Raw genomic sequence first — 17,156 nt, forward strand, 5'->3', positions numbered from 1 at the left:
CACCACCCCGGCCCCGGCCCCACACCCCCGGCCACCCCGCCCCGAGGCGGCACCCCCGCACACCACGCCGAAACAGGCCTCAGCGAGCCTCGCCGCCCCCACGACCCGAGGACACCGGCACCTGCGAAAACTGCCCCTCCCCCGCCAACGGCGTCTCCGGCGCCGCCACCAAAATCGACTGCTGCAACCGCCGCAACCGCACCGACGGCTCCAACCCCAAATCCCGCACCAACGTCCCCCGCAACCGGTGATACACATCCAGCGCCTCACCCCGACGCCCCGACCGGTGCAACGCCAGCATGAACTGCGCGTGCAAATTCTCATGCGCCCGGTAACGACTCGTCAGCACCGTCAACTCCGCAAGAAGCTCCCGATGACGACCCAACCGCAAATCCGCCTCAATCCGCTGATCCAACGCACACAAACGGCTCTCCTCCAACCGCTTGGCCTCCATCTCCAACCGCGCCCCCGTCTGCACATCCGCAAACGCCGGACCACTCCACAACCCCAACGCCCGCCCCAACAACCGCGACGCCCCCGGAAAATCACCCACATCCATCGCCCGATACCCCTGCCCCGCCAACCGCTCAAACTCCCGCACATCACTGACCCCGTCATCCCCCAGGACCAGCATGTAACCACCAGGAGCCGTCACCAACACATCCTTCGCCCCCCGCACCCCACCAAAACCACCAGCCACACCGGCCACACCGGCTGCCCCACCAGGACCACCAGCCACACCCGGGCCACCGGCGCCACCTGGGCCACCAGCTACACCAGGGCCACCAACGTCCCCAGCACCAGCAGGACCACCGGCCCCACCAGCACCAGCACCAGCACCAGGGCCACCGGCCCCACCAGCCAGCGCCACCGTAATCAAATCCCGCAACTGCAACACATACGTCTGCAACGTCGTCCGCGCACTCCTCGGCGGACGCCCCGCCCACAACTCATCAATCAACGCCGACACCGGCACCACCTGACCAGCATGCAACGCCAACAACGCCAACACCTGCCGAGGCTTCGGCGCCGTCGGAGCGATCGACACCCCGTTCACCCGAACATCCACAATCCCCAACACGTCGATCTGCACGCCGTAGTCCCCCTAGACGAGTGCGCTGTCATTTGACACACCGAGTACAAAACAGTCCGCACGGTTTGTCAACAGCAAACCACCCACCCCACAACCACCCATCCACCCACCCCACACCCATCCCGCAAATCGGTCAGAAACGCCCCATACCGTCTCACATAACCCTGCTCCCCGCCCGCCCCATAACAGACGCCCCGCGCCGTTCACCACCCGGCGAATACGCGCCACTCCGCCACCCATTCCCCCAAAAGGGTAAATAGCAGCAGACGGCTCAATATCATCCATAAGCCCAAAGCTGCCCAGACGGAAACTCTCAAGAGCGGGGGACGCAGACAGCTAGCCGCAAGTACACACAGCGACAGCCGGGGCCGCGAAGGCGGGAGTCACGGGAGTGGGGGAAGTGAGGTGGGGGGCGGCATATGGCTCACGGCAGTGAAGACTGGAACACGGACGGAAGACGGCAGCAGGGACGGAAAACGAACGGGCAGGCACACGCAGCAGAACAAGGGTCGCGGCCGAGGCCGCCGCACCCACTCACAAGACACGGACCTCGCCGCCCCCTGGTTCACCTCACATCCGCCCTCACCCCGTGCCCCGACAACCGCCCCATCGAAACGGCTGGCAACATCATCAGGCAAGAGACTGCGGCCAGTTGCCCTGCCCCAGACAGGGTCCCACTCCCATGCACACAGTCGCCGACTCGTCGCCTGATCAGTCCTAATTACTCCGCTTCATCGGCACGAGAAGCCAGATGTTGGCTGATAGCGGTCGGCCAGGCCGTCAATGGACTGCCAGGAGCCACAGAGACCTACACAAGGGCAACGGGCCTCGACGTCACCTGAGGCTCCTGCGCCCTTTATCCGGCCAAGAGGCTGCAACCAGACACCTGCGTCCAGCGTGCCTTCATCGCTACACCGCCCCCCGACGGCGATTCAGGGCAGCGCATCGCCCACCTGCCGGATCGCCTTTCCGTCCAGATCGCCTTCCCGTCCAGATCCTCGGTCCGCTCCCTTGCGACCACGTGCTGCGGCGGCCGACATCGCTGCGCATTCACAGCCGCGAGAGGGGGCGATCACCCAGCCGCGGAGACGAGTTCGTCTCCGGTCAAGCCACCACCGAGGCAGCGAGCAGGCCGCATCAGGGACGAGGCGACGCCATGGCGACGTCAGCAGCCAAGGCGGGGCGAAGGCTTCCTCACCCCCCGAAACGCCTGCCAACTGACAGCTACTACCATTTCAGCATGACTGTCAAAAGTCGTGGGTTAGTGCTGTCCGTTCCGATGGTCAGCGCCCCCTCGCACTCCCAGCCCTGGCCGTGGAGAGGAATCAATGAGTACAAACCCCGCACAGGCCGCGCCCGTTGATGGGAGCGGTGAGGGAGCGCCGGACGCGCGTCAGCTGCGCGTCATTCTGATCGCCGTCTCGATGGCGCTGATGGCCGTTATCGCGTCGGTGTCCGGGCTGAACGTCGCCCAGACGGAGATGGCGGTCGACTTCGAGACCTCGCAGAGCACGGTCCTGTGGATCATCAACATCTACACCCTCGCGCTGGCCGCGCTGCTGCTGCCGCTCGGCGCGATCGGGGACCGTATAGGCCGCAAGCCCATGCTGATCGGCTCGCTCCTTGTCTTCGGCGCCTCGAACGTGGTGGCCGCCGCCGCCCCGACCGCCGAGGTGATGATCGGCGCCCGGGTCGCCAGCGGTGTCGGCGCGGCCACGATCATGCCCATCACCCTGGCCGTGATCACCTCGACCTTCCCCGAGGAGCAGCGCGGCAAGGCGATCGGCGTGTGGACCGGCGTCGCCGGCGGTGGCGGCATCCTGGGCATGTTCCTGTCCGCCTTCCTCGTCGACGTCGCCGACTGGCGCTGGCTGTTCGCCCTGCCCATCGCGCTGGTCGTCATGGCCTTGGCGCTGACGCTCAAGTCGGTGCCCAACTCCCACGAGCGCTCCGGCCACAGCTTCGACACCGTCGGTGCTCTGATATCCGTCGTCTCCGTGGCCGCCCTCATCTTCTGTCTCCAGGAGGGACCGGAGCGCGGTTGGACCGCGGGCCTGACCCTGGCCAGCCTCGCCGTCGGCCTCGTCGCCGCAGCCGTCTTCGTGGCCTGGGAACTGCGCCGCCGGGACGCCTCCCTGCTGGACGTACGCCTGTTCCGGGAGCGCGGTCTGGCGGGCGGCTCGATCACGCTGATCGTCGTCTTCGGTGTCCAGTCCGGTATTTTCGTGGTCCTCTTCCCCTTCCTCCAGGCCGTGGTCGACTGGTCCTCCCTGCTGTCCGCCGCGGCGCTCATGCCCATGGCCGTCGCGATGATGATGGCCTCCGGCCTTGCCCCTCGACTGTCCATGCAGACCAGCCCCCGCACGACCATGTCCGCGGGCATCGCGTTGACCGGCATCGGCCTGGCCCTGATGGCTCTGCTCGTGTCCGTCGACAACGGCTACCTTTCGATCCTCCCGGGCATCATCGTCATGGGCGTCGGCATGGGCCTGGCCATGGTGCCCTCCACCGAGGCCATCACCCGCTCCCTGCCGAGCGAGAAGCAGGGCGTCGCCTCCGCCCTCAACGACGTCACCCGCGAGTTCGGCACCGCCCTGGGCATCGCCCTGCTCGGCGCCATCCTGTCGGCCGGATACCGCAACGCCATCGACGACAAGCTGGACGGCATCCCCGAGCAGGCCGCCGAGCCAGCCCGCGAAGGCATCGCCACCGCGCTGGAGGCATCGGGCAGCGCGGGCTCCAGTGCCAAGGAACTGGTCGACGTCGCCCGCCAGTCGTACATCGACGGATGGCAGCAGGCCATGTGGGCAGGCGTCGCCGTCATGGCCGTCCTGTTCGTCTACATCATCCTGCGGGGCCCGAACCAGGCCGCCCCTACGGCCACGGAGGACGAGGCCAAGACGGAGGACACCGCCACCGTCGCCGCCCACTGATCGCGCCCGGCACCACCCAGACCGTGCGGCAGCCGGGTCCCGGCCTGGCGGGAACCGGCTGCCGCACGGCGCCGCGCACCCGCGACAGGAGAATGGTTCGCGGCGCCATGTCTCAACCGGTCACTTGACCTCTTCACTGATCGCACAGCCTCCACCGACAACTCGTGTGGAAGCATGTCGCGCATGGAGGCTCTCGAACTGGTGGCCTGGCCGCCTGAGCCCATCAGGACCGAGCGGCTTGTGCTCCGGGAGGCCGAGGCGCGGGACCGGGCGACGTTCATCGAGTTGCTCACCTCACCGGAGGTGCATACCTACCTCGGCGGGCCGCGCCCGCGTGACGAGCTGGAGCGCAAGACGCCCGAGGTGCCCGAGCAGTGGGCCGGGAGTTTCGTCGTGGAACGCGATGGGGCGATGATCGGGCAGCTCCTGCTGCGGAGAGCCTCGGAGCGGCACCGCCCGGCCGCCGTGGGGAAGGCCGATCTCGGCTATCTGTTCCTGCCCCGGGCCTGGGGGTTCGGGTACGCCGCCGAGGCGTGCGCGGCGGTACTCGACTGGTTCCGCGGCGTCTTCCCCGGCGAGCCGGTACTGCTCGCCACCCAGACCGCCAACGGCAGCTCGATGCGCCTCGCGGCGAAGCTCGGATTCGTCGAAGTGGAGCGGTTCCAGGCGTGGGGTGCCGAGCAGTGGCTCGGCATGTGGCACCCGCCCGTCTCATCCTCAGCGGACCCCGCGAGCGACGAAAAGTTCAGCTCACCCCGGTAGCAGTGGATGCTCGGCAGGGGCGCGGTCGGGTGTGAACGTGCGCCGGGCGGTGCCCCCTGCGGGTCGGCCCTTCCCAACCGACGGGTTGGCGTGAGGCCCGCGCCAGAAGTGCCCGTCAAATCGATTCTTCGGGCGGGGTCCGGGTGTGCTCGACAGGCGACGGGTCGGTGCCAGGTGGGCTTCCGTAGGCGAAGGCTCGCCTACGTGGCGATCATTATTCAGGCGTTTGTCGTATCGGCGGATTATTTCCGTACCCCTTCCCTCGCTCCCTCTCCCTGCGGCTACCTATGACGAGCCGACCGCCAACCGGTGGACGGATCACCTGGTCAACCCAACGCTGAGGAGACGACCATGAAGAAGAAGGCGTACGAAGCGCCGACCCTCGCCCGGCTCGGTACCTTCCGCAAGAAGACCGGCCTGCTCCAGCACTCGGGCAACGACCGGCTCATCCTGAGCAAGAACTGACGGTCCCCACGACCGACGTCATGACGGGACAGCACCACAGCCCAGGGGCGGGCCCCGGTTCCGGTTCTGCGTACTTCGCGGTCCTCACCGACCGCGGGGACGCGGCCACCGTGGCCCGCTCCCTGCGGCGCACCGGTACCCGTGTCATCGAACACGCCTCAGGTCGGCCCTGGTTGGTGGGCCATTGGGACGACCGCGAGATCGTCAGCGTCCGGGTCCGTTCCGTCTCCCTCGCCCTCGTCGGCGACTTCGCGGTCGGCGCCGAGGAGTTGGAGCGCGTCGCCGCTCGGTTGCGGGACCTCGCCGAGTTGGACGCGTGGGCCCGTGCGCAGCCCGGCAGCTTCCATCTCGTCGCCGCGCTCGACGGGCGGATCAGGGTGCAGGGCACCGCGTCCGGGCTCCGGCTCGTCTTCCACGCGTCCGTCGGCGGCGTGACCGTGGCCGCCACCCGCGCCGACGTCCTCGCCGCCGCGCTGGACCGTCCCCCGGATCCCGGGGAGTTGGCGGTACGGCTGCTGTGGCCGACCCCCCACCCGCTGTACGAGCGGCCACTGTGGCACGGGATCACCGCGGTGGCCCCGCAGGACTGGCTGCACCTCGGGCCTGACGGGAACGGTGTACGCCACTCACGCTGGTGGACCGCCCCGGAGCCGGTCCGCACACTCACCGACGGGGCGCCCCGGGTGCGCGAGGCGCTGGCCGACGCCGTGGGCGTCCGCACCGGCCGCGGCGGCGTGGTCAGTTGCGACCTGTCCGGCGGTCTCGACTCGACCTCGGTCTGCTTCCTCGCGGACCGCTCCCCCGCCCGGGTCGTGGCCAGCACCTGGCCCGGCCGCGACCCCGCCGACACCGACCTGCGCTGGGCCCAGCGGGCCGCCGCCGCGCTGCCGGACGTCGAGCACGTCGTGTGGGACGCCCACGCCTCCCCCCTCGTCTACACCGACCTGCTGCACATCGACGATCTGCTGGACGAGCCGACCATCGGCGTCATGGACCGCTCCCGCGTCCTGCGCCACCTGCCCGCCATGGCCGAGCGCGGCAGCCGCGTCCATCTGACGGGCATCGGCGGTGACCACGTGGCCTGGTGTTCCGAGGCGTACTACCACCGGCTCGCCCGCACCCGGCCGCTGTTCGCGCTGCGGCAGCTACGGGGGTTCCGGGCCCTGTGGCAGTGGCCCCTCGGCGGGACGCTCCGCGCCCTCGCCGACACCCGGTCCTACGGCCAGTGGCTCCGCGACACCGCCAGCCGCCTGCGCGACCCGCTCCCCGCCACGGTCACCACCAGCCTCGGCTGGGGTATGCCGCCCCGGCTCTTCGAGTGGGTCACTCCGGAAGCCCAGCGACTGGCCGGGCAGGCGCTCGTGGAGGCGTCGGCCTCCGTGAGCCCACTCCACCCGGACCGGGGGCTGCACGCCGACCTGGAGCAGATCCGCACCTGCACCCGCGTCATCCGCCAGTGGGACCACATGGCGGCCCGGTGCGGCGTCCCCATGGCCTCGCCCTTCCTCGACGACCGCGTCATCGAGGAGTGCCTGTCGGTACGGCCCGACGAACGGGTCTCACCCTGGCAGTACAAGCCCCTCCTGACCGCCGCCATGCGGGGCGTCGTACCGGACGACTGCCTCCAGCGCAGCGACAAGGCAGCCGCCTCGATGGACGCGGCGGACGGGCTGCGCGAACACCGCGCCGACCTGATGGCGCTGTGGGAGGACTCGCGGCTGGAGCGGCTCGGCCTCGTGGACGGCGACACGCTGCGCCACCTCGCCCAACGGCCCTCCACCCCCGTACTGCGACAGGCCGTCCTCTACTCGACCATCGCCGCCGAGGTGTGGCTCCGCGCCCTGGAGCGCGCCCCCGGTCCGGTCCCCGCCGCTCCCCACTGACCGCACGTCCGCACGACCTGAAGGGAACCCCTCCCATGCCCCTACAGTTCGCCGCCCACGTCTCCTCCGCGAAGACGGACTACGGCACGGTCCTGCTGGACGAACGAGGCGGTGAGTACTGGGAGTTGAATCCCAGCGCCAGTCTGGTGATCGGTGTGCTGATGGCGGGCGGCGACGAGTCGGCGGCCAGCGGCGCGCTGATGGCCGAGTTCGACGTCGACGCCGAGAGCGCGGAGCGGGACGTGGCGGCGCTCGTCCGGCAGTTGCGGGCCTCGGGGCTGGCCGAATGACGACGCCGAGCGCCCTCCAGCGGCCGGGCGACGTGCCCTGGGGGCGTCGGATGGCCGCCCGTCTCGTGCTGCTTCCGGCGCTGCTGCTGTCGCTGCTGCCGCCACGCCGGATCCGCGCCGTCCTGGAGCTGGCGCGCCGGGGCGCCGTCCCGGCGGACGGTGTCCGGGCGCAGAACGCCAGGGACGCGCTGTGCGCGGTCAGTCTGCGCTGTGCCGGGCCCAAGGGGTGTCTGCCGCGGTCGCTCGGCGCCGCGCTGCTGTGCAGGCTCGGCGGTACCTGGCCGACCTGGTGCACCGGTGTCCGGGTCGTGCCGCCGTTCACCGCGCACGCCTGGATCGAGGCGGAGGGGCGTCCCGTGGGCGAGGGCGCGCCCGACGACTACTTCGCCCGGCTCGTGACCGTCGCACCCGTCACACGCGCCGCACCCGTACGGCGGCCAGCCGCCCGGCAATCGAGCCAGCCGAAGCCAACAGACCAGCGACCCGCAGACCAGCGACCGGCGGACCGGTGACCCACACCGCCTCCACCCCTACCGCCTCCCCCACGCCCACCTCCGCCTCCCCACCCGCCAGCTCCACCCCCGCCACCATCGCCGCCCTCTACCGCCTCACCGCCGGGCACCGCGACGCCGTCGTGCTGGCCACCGTCCTCACGCTGGTCGGGTCCGCGCTGGGGCTCGCCCAGCCGTGGCTCGCCCGGGAGGTCATCGACCGCGGCGGCACCGGGGGGCCGTACTGGACCGGGCTCCTGCTGCTGGCCGCGCTGTTCCTCGGCGAGGCGGTGACCGGGGCCGTCGGCCGCTTCCTACTGGAGCGCACCGGCGAAGGGGTGATCAGAGGGCTCCGGCATGGTCTGGTGGGCCGGTTCCTGCGGCTGGAGATGCGGGAGTTCCACCGGCACCGCAGTGGGGATCTGACCTCCCGCGTGACCGCCGACACCACCCTGCTGCGCGAGGTCGTCTCCCAGGCGCTCGTCGATCTCCTCACCGGGGTGCTCGTGGCGGCCGGGGCCATCGCCCTGATGGGGTGGATCGATCCGCTGCTGCTGCTCCTCGTCACGCTGACCGTGCTGCTGGCGGCAGGCGTCGTCACCTCCCTGCTCAGGGGCATCCGGGCCGCCTCGGTGCAGATGCAGGGGGCCGTCGGCGCGGTCGCCGCGGACCTCGAACGTGCCCTCGGCGCCCTGCCCATGGTGCGGGTGCACCAGGCCGAGGAGCGGGAGGCCGCGCGCATCGGTGAGCGGATCGACTCGGCGTACCGGTCGGGTGTGCGTACCGCCCGGTTGGCCGCCGTGATGAGTCCCGCCGTGGAACTCGCCGTACAGGGCTCGTTCCTGCTGGTCCTGGTGATCGGCGGGCTGCGCGTGCACTCCGACGGTGCCTCGCTCGGTGACCTCGTCGCGTTCCTGCTGTACGCGTCGTACCTCGTCCTGCCGCTGTCCTCCGTTTTCCGCGCCATCGGCCTCATCCAGCGCGGTATGGGCGCCCACGAGCGCATCCAGCAGGCCCTCGCGCTCCCGGCGGAACCAGCGTCACCGCCAGCCAGGCCGGTCCCCGCCGTACCGGCGGTCACGGCGCGGGACGCCCCCGTACTCGCCCTGCGCGACGTCCACTTCGCCTACCGGCCCGGCCTGCCCGTCCTCCGCGGCGTCTCCTTCGCCGTCCCCGACCACCAGCAGGTCGCCCTGGTCGGTCCGTCCGGCGCGGGCAAGAGCACCCTGTTTTCGCTGGTCGCGCGGTTCTACGAGCCCGACGAGGGGACCGTCCTCTTCGGCGGGCGTCCCGCGGCCGAGTTGACGCTCGGCGAGTGCCGGTCCCGGATCGCCGTCGTCGACCAGAACGCCCACGTCGTGCACGGCACCCTGCGGGACAACATCGCGTACGGCGCGCCCGGCGCCAGCGACGCCGAGATCCGGCGCGTCGTCGAGCTCGCCCGGCTGGAGGAGGTCGTACGACGGCTCGACGGCGGCCTGTCCGCGGTGATCGGTGAGCGCGGCGGGACCCTGTCGGGCGGCGAACGGCAGCGCGTCGCCCTGGCCCGCGCCCTGCTCACCGGCCCGGCCCTGCTCCTGCTCGACGAACCGACCTCCCACCTCGACGCCGTCAACGAGGCGGCGCTCACCGGTGTGTTGAAGGACCTCGCCGCCGAGTGCGCCGTCCTCGTGATCGCGCACCGGCTCTCGACCGTGCAGCACGCCGACCGCATCGTCGTACTGGAGCAGGGGCGTGTCACGGCCACCGGGCGGCACGAGGACCTCCTCCTCGCCAGCCCCACCTACCGCCGCCTCGCCGCCGGACAGATGCTCCGGCCCGCGGCACCGGCGGAGGGGCCCCGGGCAACAGAGCCGCAGGACCCCTCTTTTGACTGATTGAGGACAAAGTATGGACGCCACAAGTGAAAGTCCTTACCGTCATGGACCAACCACTCCCCGAGGCACAGCGCGACCCCGCAACAGCAGCCTCACCCGCACCCGCACCCGCACCCACTGGACCGCGGATGCCCTTCTCCCCCCGAGCGCCAGGAGGAAGAGTGAGTCAACGGCCGTACCGCCGACGTCGCAGACATGTCGTGAGTCTGGTACTCGCTGGAATCGTTGCCGGAAGCTGGGCCCCCGCCACCGCGGCCCACTCCGCCACCACCCAGACCCCTCAGGCCGCCCAGGCCGCCGCCGCGGACCTCCCGCCCCAGGAACCCGGCGTGACCCTGCGCGTCTTCGACGTGCAGGTGCCCCTGAAGGAACTCTGCGAGCTGAAGGGCGGTCAGACCCCCAACGTCGACAAGTTGATGCCGACCATCGACTGGACGACGGACGACGACTTCGGCATGGGCAGCAACTTCGTCACCCACGCCCTCGCGAACCTCACCGTGCCGCAGGACGGCACGTACGCCTTCCGGCTGATCAGCGACGACGGGTCCCGGCTCACCATCGGTGAGCAGGAGGTCATCGACCACGACGGGCTGCACGGCGCCGAGCCCAAGGACGGCTCCGCCCATCTGACCGCCGGGGTGCACCCGCTGCGGATCGAGCACTTCGAGGCGGGCGGCGGCCAGCAGCTCACGCTCCAGTGGAAGCCGCCCGGCGCCGCCGACTTCACCCTGGTGCCCAACTCGGCGCTGAGCACCGACGCCGGGGTGGTGCGGGTCACCGCGCCCGGCCGCAAGCAGTGCGTCGGCGGTCAGGACAGTCCCGGCGACGGGCTGCCGCTCGCCGACGTCCACCCGAACTACACGCTCACCGACCTGCGTCCGGCCGGTTTCGAGCCCAAGGTGTCGGCCATGGACTGGCTGCCGGACGGCCGACTGGCGGTCGCCACCTGGGGCGAGAGCCAGACGACGGACGGCGAGGTCTACCTCCTCGACAACGTTATCGGCGACACCGGGCCGGAGAAGGTCACCGTCAAGAAGATCGCCTCGGGGCTGAAGGAGCCCATGGGCATCAAGTACGTCGACGGCAGGCTGTACGTCTCGGAGAAGCACCAGCTCACCGAGTTGAACGACCGCGACGGGGACGACGTCATCGACGACAGGCGGCGCGTCGCCTCCTGGCCGTACGGCGGGAACTTCCACGAGTTCGCCTTCGGGCTGCTCTACGACAAGGGCAGCTTCTACCTGAACCTGTCGGTCGCCATCAACTACGGTGGCGCCACGACCGACCCGCAGCCCGCCGATGGCGGACGCGGTACGACCATCAAGGTCGACCGGGCGACGGGCAAGGTCTCCTACCTCGCCGGAGGGCTGCGCACCCCCAACGGCATCGGCTGGGGGCCGGGCAAGGACCTCTTCGTCACCGACAACCAGGGCGGCTGGCTGCCCTCGTCGAAGCTGCTGAACATCAAGCAGGACCGCTTCTTCAACCACTACACCCGCTACGGCGACGGCACGCGCCCGGGTCCCTTCGACGACCGTCCGGTGACCAAGCCGGTGCTGTGGCTGCCGCAGAACGAGATCGCCAACTCGCCCAGCACCCCGCTGATGCTGAAGAAGGGACCGTTCGCCGGGCAGATGCTCTTCGGTGACGTCACCTACGGCGGGCTCCAGCGGGCGAGCCTGGAGAAGGTCGACGGCGAGTACCAGGGCGCCGTGTTCCGGCACACCCAGGGCCTGGAGGCCGGTGTCAACCGCATCAGCGTCGGCCCGGACGGCGCGATCTACGCCGGTGGGCTGGGCGCCGACGGCAACTGGGGCCAGGAGGGCAAGCTCCGCTTCGGCCTCCAGAAGCTCACCCCGAACGGCAGCAACGCCTTCGACATCCACTCGATGCGCGCCACGGGCGACGGCTTCGTCCTGACGTACACCCAGCCGCTCTCCCAGGAGACGGTCGACAAGCTCGCCAAGGGCTACCAGGTCCGGCAGTGGCGCTACTCCCCCACCCAGGAGTACGGCGGTCCGAAGATCGACGAGGAGCCGCTGACCGTGTCCCGCGCCGTCGTCTCCGACGACCGTCGGCAGGTCCGGCTGGAGATCCCCGGGCTGCTGCCCGACCGGGTGGTGCACATCCGCTCCCCGCGACCCTTCGCCGCCGAGAACGGCGAGGAGCTGTGGAGCACCGAGGCGTGGTACACCCTGAACGCGATCCCCGGGAAGAAGACCCCTGTCACCGCGTACGAGGCCGAGGAGGGCAAGCTCGGCGGGGGCGCCGGGATCAACAAGGACCACCAGGGCTACTCCGGTGGCGGCTTCGTCGACCGCTTCGGCACCCAGGGCGCCAGCACCACCTTCCGCGTCGACGTCGCCAGGAAGGGCACGTACGACGTGGGTCTGCGCTACGCCAACGGCCCGCACCCCTTCCACGGCGACAAGAGGATCAGCCTCTACGTCAACGGCGAGAAGGTCCGTCAGACGGTGCTGCCGCCGACGGCCGACTGGGACACCTGGGCCACCCGCACCGAACGGCTGACGCTGCGCAAGGGCGTCAACACCCTCACCTACCGGTACGACGAGGGCGACGACGGCCATGTCAACCTCGACATGGTCCACGTCAACCGGCCCGGCGAGCGGATCCAGTTGCTCGACGGCGGCAGTCTGTCGCAGTGGCAGCACACCGACGGGCGCGCGGTGGCCTGGCCCCGGACGGACGAGGGCTCGATCGAGGTGTGCTGCGGGGACATCCGTACCAAGCAGAGCTTCGGTGACCACCGGTTGCACGTCGAGTTCCGGATCCCGAGGCTCCCCGACGACGTCACCGGCCAGGATCGCGGCAACAGCGGCGTCTACCTCCAGAACCGGTACGAGATCCAGGTCCTCGACTCCTACGGGGTGACCGACCTCGCCACCAACGAGGCCGCCGCCATCTACCTCCAGAAGGCGGCCGACGCCAACGCGTCGACGGCGCCGGAGACCTGGCAGTCGTACGACATCGTCTTCCGGGCCGCGCGGTACGACAGCGAGGGCCGGTTGACGGAGAAGGCCCGGGTCACGGTGGTGTGGAACGGGACGACGGTCCACGACGACGTGGCCCTGGAGGGGTCGACCGGCGGCGGTATCGCCGAGGGCGTGGCCACCGGGCCGGTCAGGCTCCAGGACCACGGCAACAAGGTCCGCTACCGCAACGTGTGGGTCCAGCCCCTGGGCTGACCGGCCGCGCTGGCGGTCCGTCCCCCGCGCCGGGTCACGGCGCGGGGGACGGCGACCGCCTGGGCCGGGTCAGCAGTTGGGGATGACCGTGCCGTTGTTGTCACGTGCCTCGTCGTTGCCCCAGCGGGAGAGGTAGTACGCCGAGACGTACTGGTTGGCCGGGCCCACGTCGAGGTCGGTGCGCAGCCACCAGTGGTTGTAGTTGCCCGCCGCGTCGCGGATCTCGCGGCCCCAGACCTTGCAGAAGACGTAGTTGGTGCCCGCGTAGAGCGTGCCGGTCTGGGTGGTGCTGGTCGGGGAGGCGTAGCCCGGGGCGTTGGCGAAGGTGTCGACCCAGTACTTGCCGCCCCCGCCGGAGCAGCCGTTGTCGCTGGTCAGGTACTTCTGGTAGTACGAGCCCGGGTAGGGCGCCAGGGAGACGCCGTTGATGCGGATCGTCTGGCCGACGCCGTTGTAGAGCTGCTCGTAGTGGATGTGCGCGCCGGAGCTGTTGCCGGTGGAGCCCGTCGTACCGATCTGCTGGCCCTGGGCGACGCCCTGGCCGTGGCTGATCGAGAAGGCCGAGAGGTGGAAGTAGTACGTCTTCCAGCCGCCGCCGTGGTCGATGACGACGTAGTTCCCGGCGCCGCCCGCCTCGTAGTAGCGGTACGCCGTGCCGGAGGCGGAGGCGAGGACGGGCGTGCCCGCGGTGGAGCCGCCGTCGGAGCGGACGAAGTCGAGGGCGAGGCGGACCTCGGCGGAGTGGTGGCTGTACGTCCACTGCTGGCCGCAGGGGTAGGGGGCCTTGAAGGTGGGCGCGGCCTGGGCGGGCGCGGCGGAGAGGCCGATGAGGCCGACGACGCCGAGGGCGCCCGCGAGGAGGACGGAGAGGGTGCGCCTCCACGGCGATCTGCGCGACGGTTGCCTCGGCGATCTCCACGACGGTCTCCACGACATGGGGGGACTCCTTGGGGTGGGGGTCAGGGGGTCACAGGACAAGGCATCCTATGGACGTGTGCATGACCAGTCCCGGGAGGTATTCCGGCTGAGCCGAAAAGCGCAGGTGTGACGCGGACTTCCGTGTTCCGGTGGGGAGTTGTTTCATCTGCGGTATGGCCGGGACGCTTCGCATCCACCTCACTGACGCCGACTTCCGCCATTTGCAGTTCGCGCGCTCGCCGGACCCGATCTGGGAGTCGGTCCTCGGCCTGCACGTGCTGACCGCGCCGCCCGACCAGTTGCCCGCCCGGCTGCGCCACTGGCGGGCGCGGGCCCGCGGCCGGGTACGGCAGGGCGAGGTGCGGGGGGCCTGCCGGTTGCTCAACGACCTCGCCCCGGCGACCGCGTACTGGCCGGACTTCCTCACCCCGGTGGAGTCGGAGGAGGGCATGTCCGCCGGGTTGCGGGCGCTGCGGGGGACCCCGCGTGCCCGGCTGGTCCGGGAGTTGCGTGAGGCGGGACGCCACCGGACGCTCCCGGTGTGGACGCGCCGTCTGGCGGGCGGGGACCGCGCGCTCCTCGACGATGTCGCCGACGCCTTGCGGGACGTCCACGGGCGGCTGCTCATGCCGGACTGGTGGGAGGTCGAGGCCACCGTCGCCGCCGACCACGCACGGCGGATGGAGGCGCTGGAGGGCGGGATCGGGGCGGTGTTCGGCTCCTTCGCGCCGTTCGTCTGGCAGGATCCCGTCCTCAGCGCGCCGTACCCGGTGGACCGTGTCATCCGCCCCCGGGGCCGCGGGCTGCGCCTGATCCCGTCCTTCTTCTGCCACAGCGCACCCGTGGCGATCGCGGACCCGGAGCTGCCCCCGGTCGTGGTGTACCCGCTCGCCCCCTCCCCGCCGCGGGGCGGCGGCGCACGGCACGACGCGGCCCTGGCCCGGCTCCTCGGCACCAACCGCGCCCGGATCCTCGGCGCCCTCACCACCACCCCGACCACCGGCGCCGTCGCCGCCCGCCTCGCCCTGCCCGCCTCGTCGGTCAGTGGCCATCTGACCGTCCTGCGGGAGGCCGGGCTTATCACCAGCGAACGGGAGGGCGCGTACGTACGGCACCGGCTGACGCCTCGGGGGCGGCATTTGCTGGATCGCCCCACCGCCCAGCGTTGACCCAGGTGTTCTGGACCTGCTGGGCGCGGGCGACCATCCGTGGGCTGTCGTCTCGTCGAGGTCGGCGTGGTCATGGGTGAGCGCGACGCGCTGGTCGCCCGCTCTTCCGGCGCTACGAAGGTGACGAGCCCTGGCGCCGCCGCCAGGACGCGGAGCGCGCCGCGCCGAAGAGCCGTACGAGGCTGTGCATCTGGTAGTGCTCGGGCCCCATCGGCGTCAGCAGCCCGGCGTCGACCAGACTCTCCAGCAGCCTGCCCGTTTCCGGGAGGTCACGGTCGAGGAGAGCCGCGGTTTCCGGAAGGGAGACGAGAGGGGCGGGAGCGTCGCTGAGCAGGCGGAAGGCGTAGGCCTGTGCGGCGTTCAACCGGTCGTAGCTGTGTTGGAACACGGACTCCACGCTCAGTTCGCCGGTCGCCAGCTCGGCGAGTCGGCTCCGCTCGCCCGCGAGCTTGGCGGCGAGCGCGGAGACCGGCCACGTGCGGCGGGCGGCGAGCCGGGACGCCGCGATACGGAGCGCCAGCGGCAGGAAGCCGCACGCCGCGACCACGTCCAGCGCGGCCTCGCGCTCCGCCGCCACCCGGTCCTCGCCCACGATCCGCGTGAAGAGGGACAGCGCCTCTTGCGGCGACATCTCGTCCAGGTCCAGCAGGTGCGCCCCGGCCAGGCCCACCATGCGGACCCGGGACGTCACCAGGGCCGCGCAGCCTTCCGTGCCCGGCAGCAGCGGCCGTACCTGCGCGGTGTCCTTGGCGTTGTCCAGCACCACCAGCACCCTGCGACCGTCGAGCACCGAGCGGTACAGCGCCGCCCGCTCCTCCAGGGAGTCCGGGACCGCCGCGTCGGCCACGCCGAGGGCGCGCAGGAAGGAGGCCAGCACGGTCCGCGGGTCCGCCGCCTCGGGGCCCGCGCCGCGCAGGTCGACGTAGAGCTGCCCGTCGGGGAAGGCCGAGCGCGCCTGGTGCGCCACGTGCACGGCCAGTGCCGTCTTGCCCACGCCGCCGACGCCCGTCAGCGCGGTCACCGTCATGGCTCGGCCCGCGGCCGAGGTGAGGATCTCGCTCAACTGTGAGACGACGGCGCTACGACCGGTGAAGTCGGGGATCGTCGCCGGGAGTTGGGCCGGGGACGTCTGCGCGATGCCCGGTTCCGCCACCGGCACGGACGGCTCCGCGAGGCTGGGGTCGGCTCGGAGGATCCGCTGCTGGAGTTCCTGCAAGGCGGGGCGCGGGTCCACGCCCAGCTCCTCGTTCAGCAGACGGCGTGTGTCCGCGTACACGGCCAGGGCCTCCGCCTGGCGCCCGGCGCGGTACAGCGCCAGCATCAGCAGCTCGCGCAGCCGCTCCCGCAGGGGGTAGGCCGCCGTCAGCGCGATCAGCTCCGACACCGCCTCCGCGTGGAGGCCCAGCTCCAGGTCCAACGCCTGCCGGGTCTCCAGGAGTCGTATCCGCCACTCCTCCAACCGGGCCCGCTGCGCCTCCGCGTACGGGCCGGGTACGCCTGCCAGCACCTCCCCGTCCCACAGGGCCAGTGCCTGCCGGAGCGCGTTCCGCGCCTGGAGGGGGTCTCCGGCGCCCCTCGCCCGCTCCGCCCGCTCCGCGAGCGTCTGGGCGACCTCAAGGTCCAGTGCGCCCGGGGCCAGGCCCCGTATCGCGTACCCGCCCGACTCGCTCACCAGGACCCCGGGAGGCAACAGCTTCCGCAGCCGGGAGGCGTACGTCCGCACCGCCGCCAGCGCCTGCGGGGGCGGTTCCTCCCCCCACAGGGCGTCGATCAGCTCGGCCGCGGTCGCGGTTCGACCCTCGCGCAGCAGCAGGACGGCGAGCAGGGCGCGCTGTTGCGGCGATCCGGTGCCCAGCGGCTGACCGCCGTCCCACGCCCGCACCGGCCCGAGCAGCGCGAAGTACGGCCCCGCCCCCCGGTCCGCGTCACGCGCCGGGGCGCCGGGCGGTAGGGACTGGGTGACCTGTACAGGCTGTACGGGCTGGACGAGGGGCTGCGGGACGGCGAGAGGAGGTGGAGCTGACGCTGACTCCCGCCCGAGTGCGCGCCGCCATGCGTCCACCCACAAC

At 71.2% G+C, this 17,156-nt stretch carries 11 protein-coding genes and 1 pseudogene; 9 read left to right on the forward strand and 3 right to left on the reverse strand.

Annotated elements, in window-relative coordinates; all coding sequences use genetic code 11:
* Positions 1 to 79: 79 nt before the first annotated feature.
* Positions 80 to 1,093 carry an AfsR/SARP family transcriptional regulator gene (locus ACFQZ6_RS00105; RefSeq protein WP_381604220.1) on the reverse strand — a complete coding sequence of 338 codons (1,014 nt, stop codon included), beginning with the start codon at positions 1,091 to 1,093 and terminating at the stop codon, positions 80 to 82.
* Positions 1,094 to 2,421: 1,328 nt separating this feature from the next.
* Here ACFQZ6_RS00105 and ACFQZ6_RS00110 point away from each other — a divergent pair.
* The 8 genes from ACFQZ6_RS00110 (at position 2,422) to ACFQZ6_RS00145 (ending at position 13,000) form a co-directional block, all read left to right on the forward strand.
* Positions 2,422 to 4,026 carry an MFS transporter gene (locus ACFQZ6_RS00110; protein ID WP_381604221.1) on the forward strand — a complete coding sequence of 535 codons (1,605 nt, stop codon included), beginning with the start codon at positions 2,422 to 2,424 and terminating at the stop codon, positions 4,024 to 4,026.
* Between the two features lie 183 nt (positions 4,027 to 4,209).
* Positions 4,210 to 4,788, forward strand: a complete 579-nt coding sequence (locus tag ACFQZ6_RS00115; protein ID WP_381604222.1) for a GNAT family N-acetyltransferase — start codon at positions 4,210 to 4,212, stop codon at positions 4,786 to 4,788.
* A gap of 351 nt (positions 4,789 to 5,139) precedes the next feature.
* Positions 5,140 to 5,253, forward strand: a complete 114-nt coding sequence (locus tag ACFQZ6_RS00120; RefSeq protein ID WP_360226149.1) for a keywimysin-related RiPP — start codon at positions 5,140 to 5,142, stop codon at positions 5,251 to 5,253.
* Between the two features lie 20 nt (positions 5,254 to 5,273).
* A complete protein-coding gene (locus tag ACFQZ6_RS00125) occupies positions 5,274 to 7,136 on the forward strand; it encodes a lasso peptide isopeptide bond-forming cyclase (protein ID WP_381604224.1) in 1,863 nt (620 codons plus the stop codon).
* A gap of 35 nt (positions 7,137 to 7,171) precedes the next feature.
* A complete protein-coding gene (locus tag ACFQZ6_RS00130) occupies positions 7,172 to 7,426 on the forward strand; it encodes a lasso peptide biosynthesis PqqD family chaperone (protein WP_381604226.1) in 255 nt (84 codons plus the stop codon).
* Positions 7,423 to 7,938, forward strand: coding sequence for a lasso peptide biosynthesis B2 protein (locus tag ACFQZ6_RS00135; protein ID WP_381604228.1), 516 nt, complete (start codon positions 7,423 to 7,425; stop codon positions 7,936 to 7,938). Before ACFQZ6_RS00130 ends, ACFQZ6_RS00135 begins: the two co-directional genes overlap by 4 nt.
* 77 nt (positions 7,939 to 8,015) lie before the next feature.
* Positions 8,016 to 9,794: an ABC transporter ATP-binding protein gene (locus ACFQZ6_RS00140; protein WP_381617963.1), complete on the forward strand. Its 1,779-nt coding sequence runs from the start codon at positions 8,016 to 8,018 to the stop codon at positions 9,792 to 9,794.
* Between the two features lie 161 nt (positions 9,795 to 9,955).
* Complete coding sequence (locus tag ACFQZ6_RS00145) at positions 9,956 to 13,000, forward strand: family 16 glycoside hydrolase (RefSeq protein WP_381604230.1); 3,045 nt, start codon at positions 9,956 to 9,958, stop codon at positions 12,998 to 13,000.
* A 69-nt stretch (positions 13,001 to 13,069) separates the two neighbouring features.
* Here the strand turns inward: ACFQZ6_RS00145 and ACFQZ6_RS00150 are convergent, their stop codons facing one another.
* Entirely contained in the window at positions 13,070 to 13,936 is an 867-nt protein-coding gene (locus ACFQZ6_RS00150; protein ID WP_381604231.1) for a M23 family metallopeptidase, read from the reverse strand.
* Positions 13,937 to 14,091: 155 nt separating this feature from the next.
* On the opposite strand from ACFQZ6_RS00150, the gene ACFQZ6_RS00155 reads away from it, so the two are divergent.
* A complete protein-coding gene (locus ACFQZ6_RS00155; protein WP_381604233.1) occupies positions 14,092 to 15,087 on the forward strand; it encodes an ArsR/SmtB family transcription factor in 996 nt (331 codons plus the stop codon).
* A 157-nt stretch (positions 15,088 to 15,244) separates the two neighbouring features.
* Here ACFQZ6_RS00155 and ACFQZ6_RS00160 read toward each other — a convergent pair.
* A pseudogene (locus ACFQZ6_RS00160) lies at positions 15,245 to 17,149 on the reverse strand (BTAD domain-containing putative transcriptional regulator); the annotation flags it as partial.
* Positions 17,150 to 17,156: the final 7 nt, after the last annotated feature.

The organism is Streptomyces flavalbus (assembly GCF_042674625.1).
In the GTDB taxonomy this organism is placed as follows: Bacteria; Actinomycetota; Actinomycetes; order Streptomycetales; family Streptomycetaceae; genus Streptomyces; species Streptomyces flavalbus.

Bases quoted from the DNA above. Each gene is read 5' to 3' on its own strand.
- ACFQZ6_RS00135 (WP_381604228.1), top strand. From the start codon at position 7,423: ATGACGACGCCGAGCGCCCTCCAGCGGCCGGGCGACGTGCCCTGGGGG.
- ACFQZ6_RS00120 (WP_360226149.1), top strand. From the start codon at position 5,140: ATGAAGAAGAAGGCGTACGAAGCGCCGACCCTCGCCCGGCTCGGTACC.
- ACFQZ6_RS00150 (WP_381604231.1), bottom strand. From the start codon at position 13,936: ATGTCGTGGAGACCGTCGTGGAGATCGCCGAGGCAACCGTCGCGCAGA.
- ACFQZ6_RS00130 (WP_381604226.1), top strand. From the start codon at position 7,172: ATGCCCCTACAGTTCGCCGCCCACGTCTCCTCCGCGAAGACGGACTAC.
- ACFQZ6_RS00155 (WP_381604233.1), top strand. From the start codon at position 14,092: ATGGCCGGGACGCTTCGCATCCACCTCACTGACGCCGACTTCCGCCAT.
- ACFQZ6_RS00115 (WP_381604222.1), top strand. From the start codon at position 4,210: ATGGAGGCTCTCGAACTGGTGGCCTGGCCGCCTGAGCCCATCAGGACC.
- ACFQZ6_RS00110 (WP_381604221.1), top strand. From the start codon at position 2,422: ATGAGTACAAACCCCGCACAGGCCGCGCCCGTTGATGGGAGCGGTGAG.
- ACFQZ6_RS00125 (WP_381604224.1), top strand. From the start codon at position 5,274: ATGACGGGACAGCACCACAGCCCAGGGGCGGGCCCCGGTTCCGGTTCT.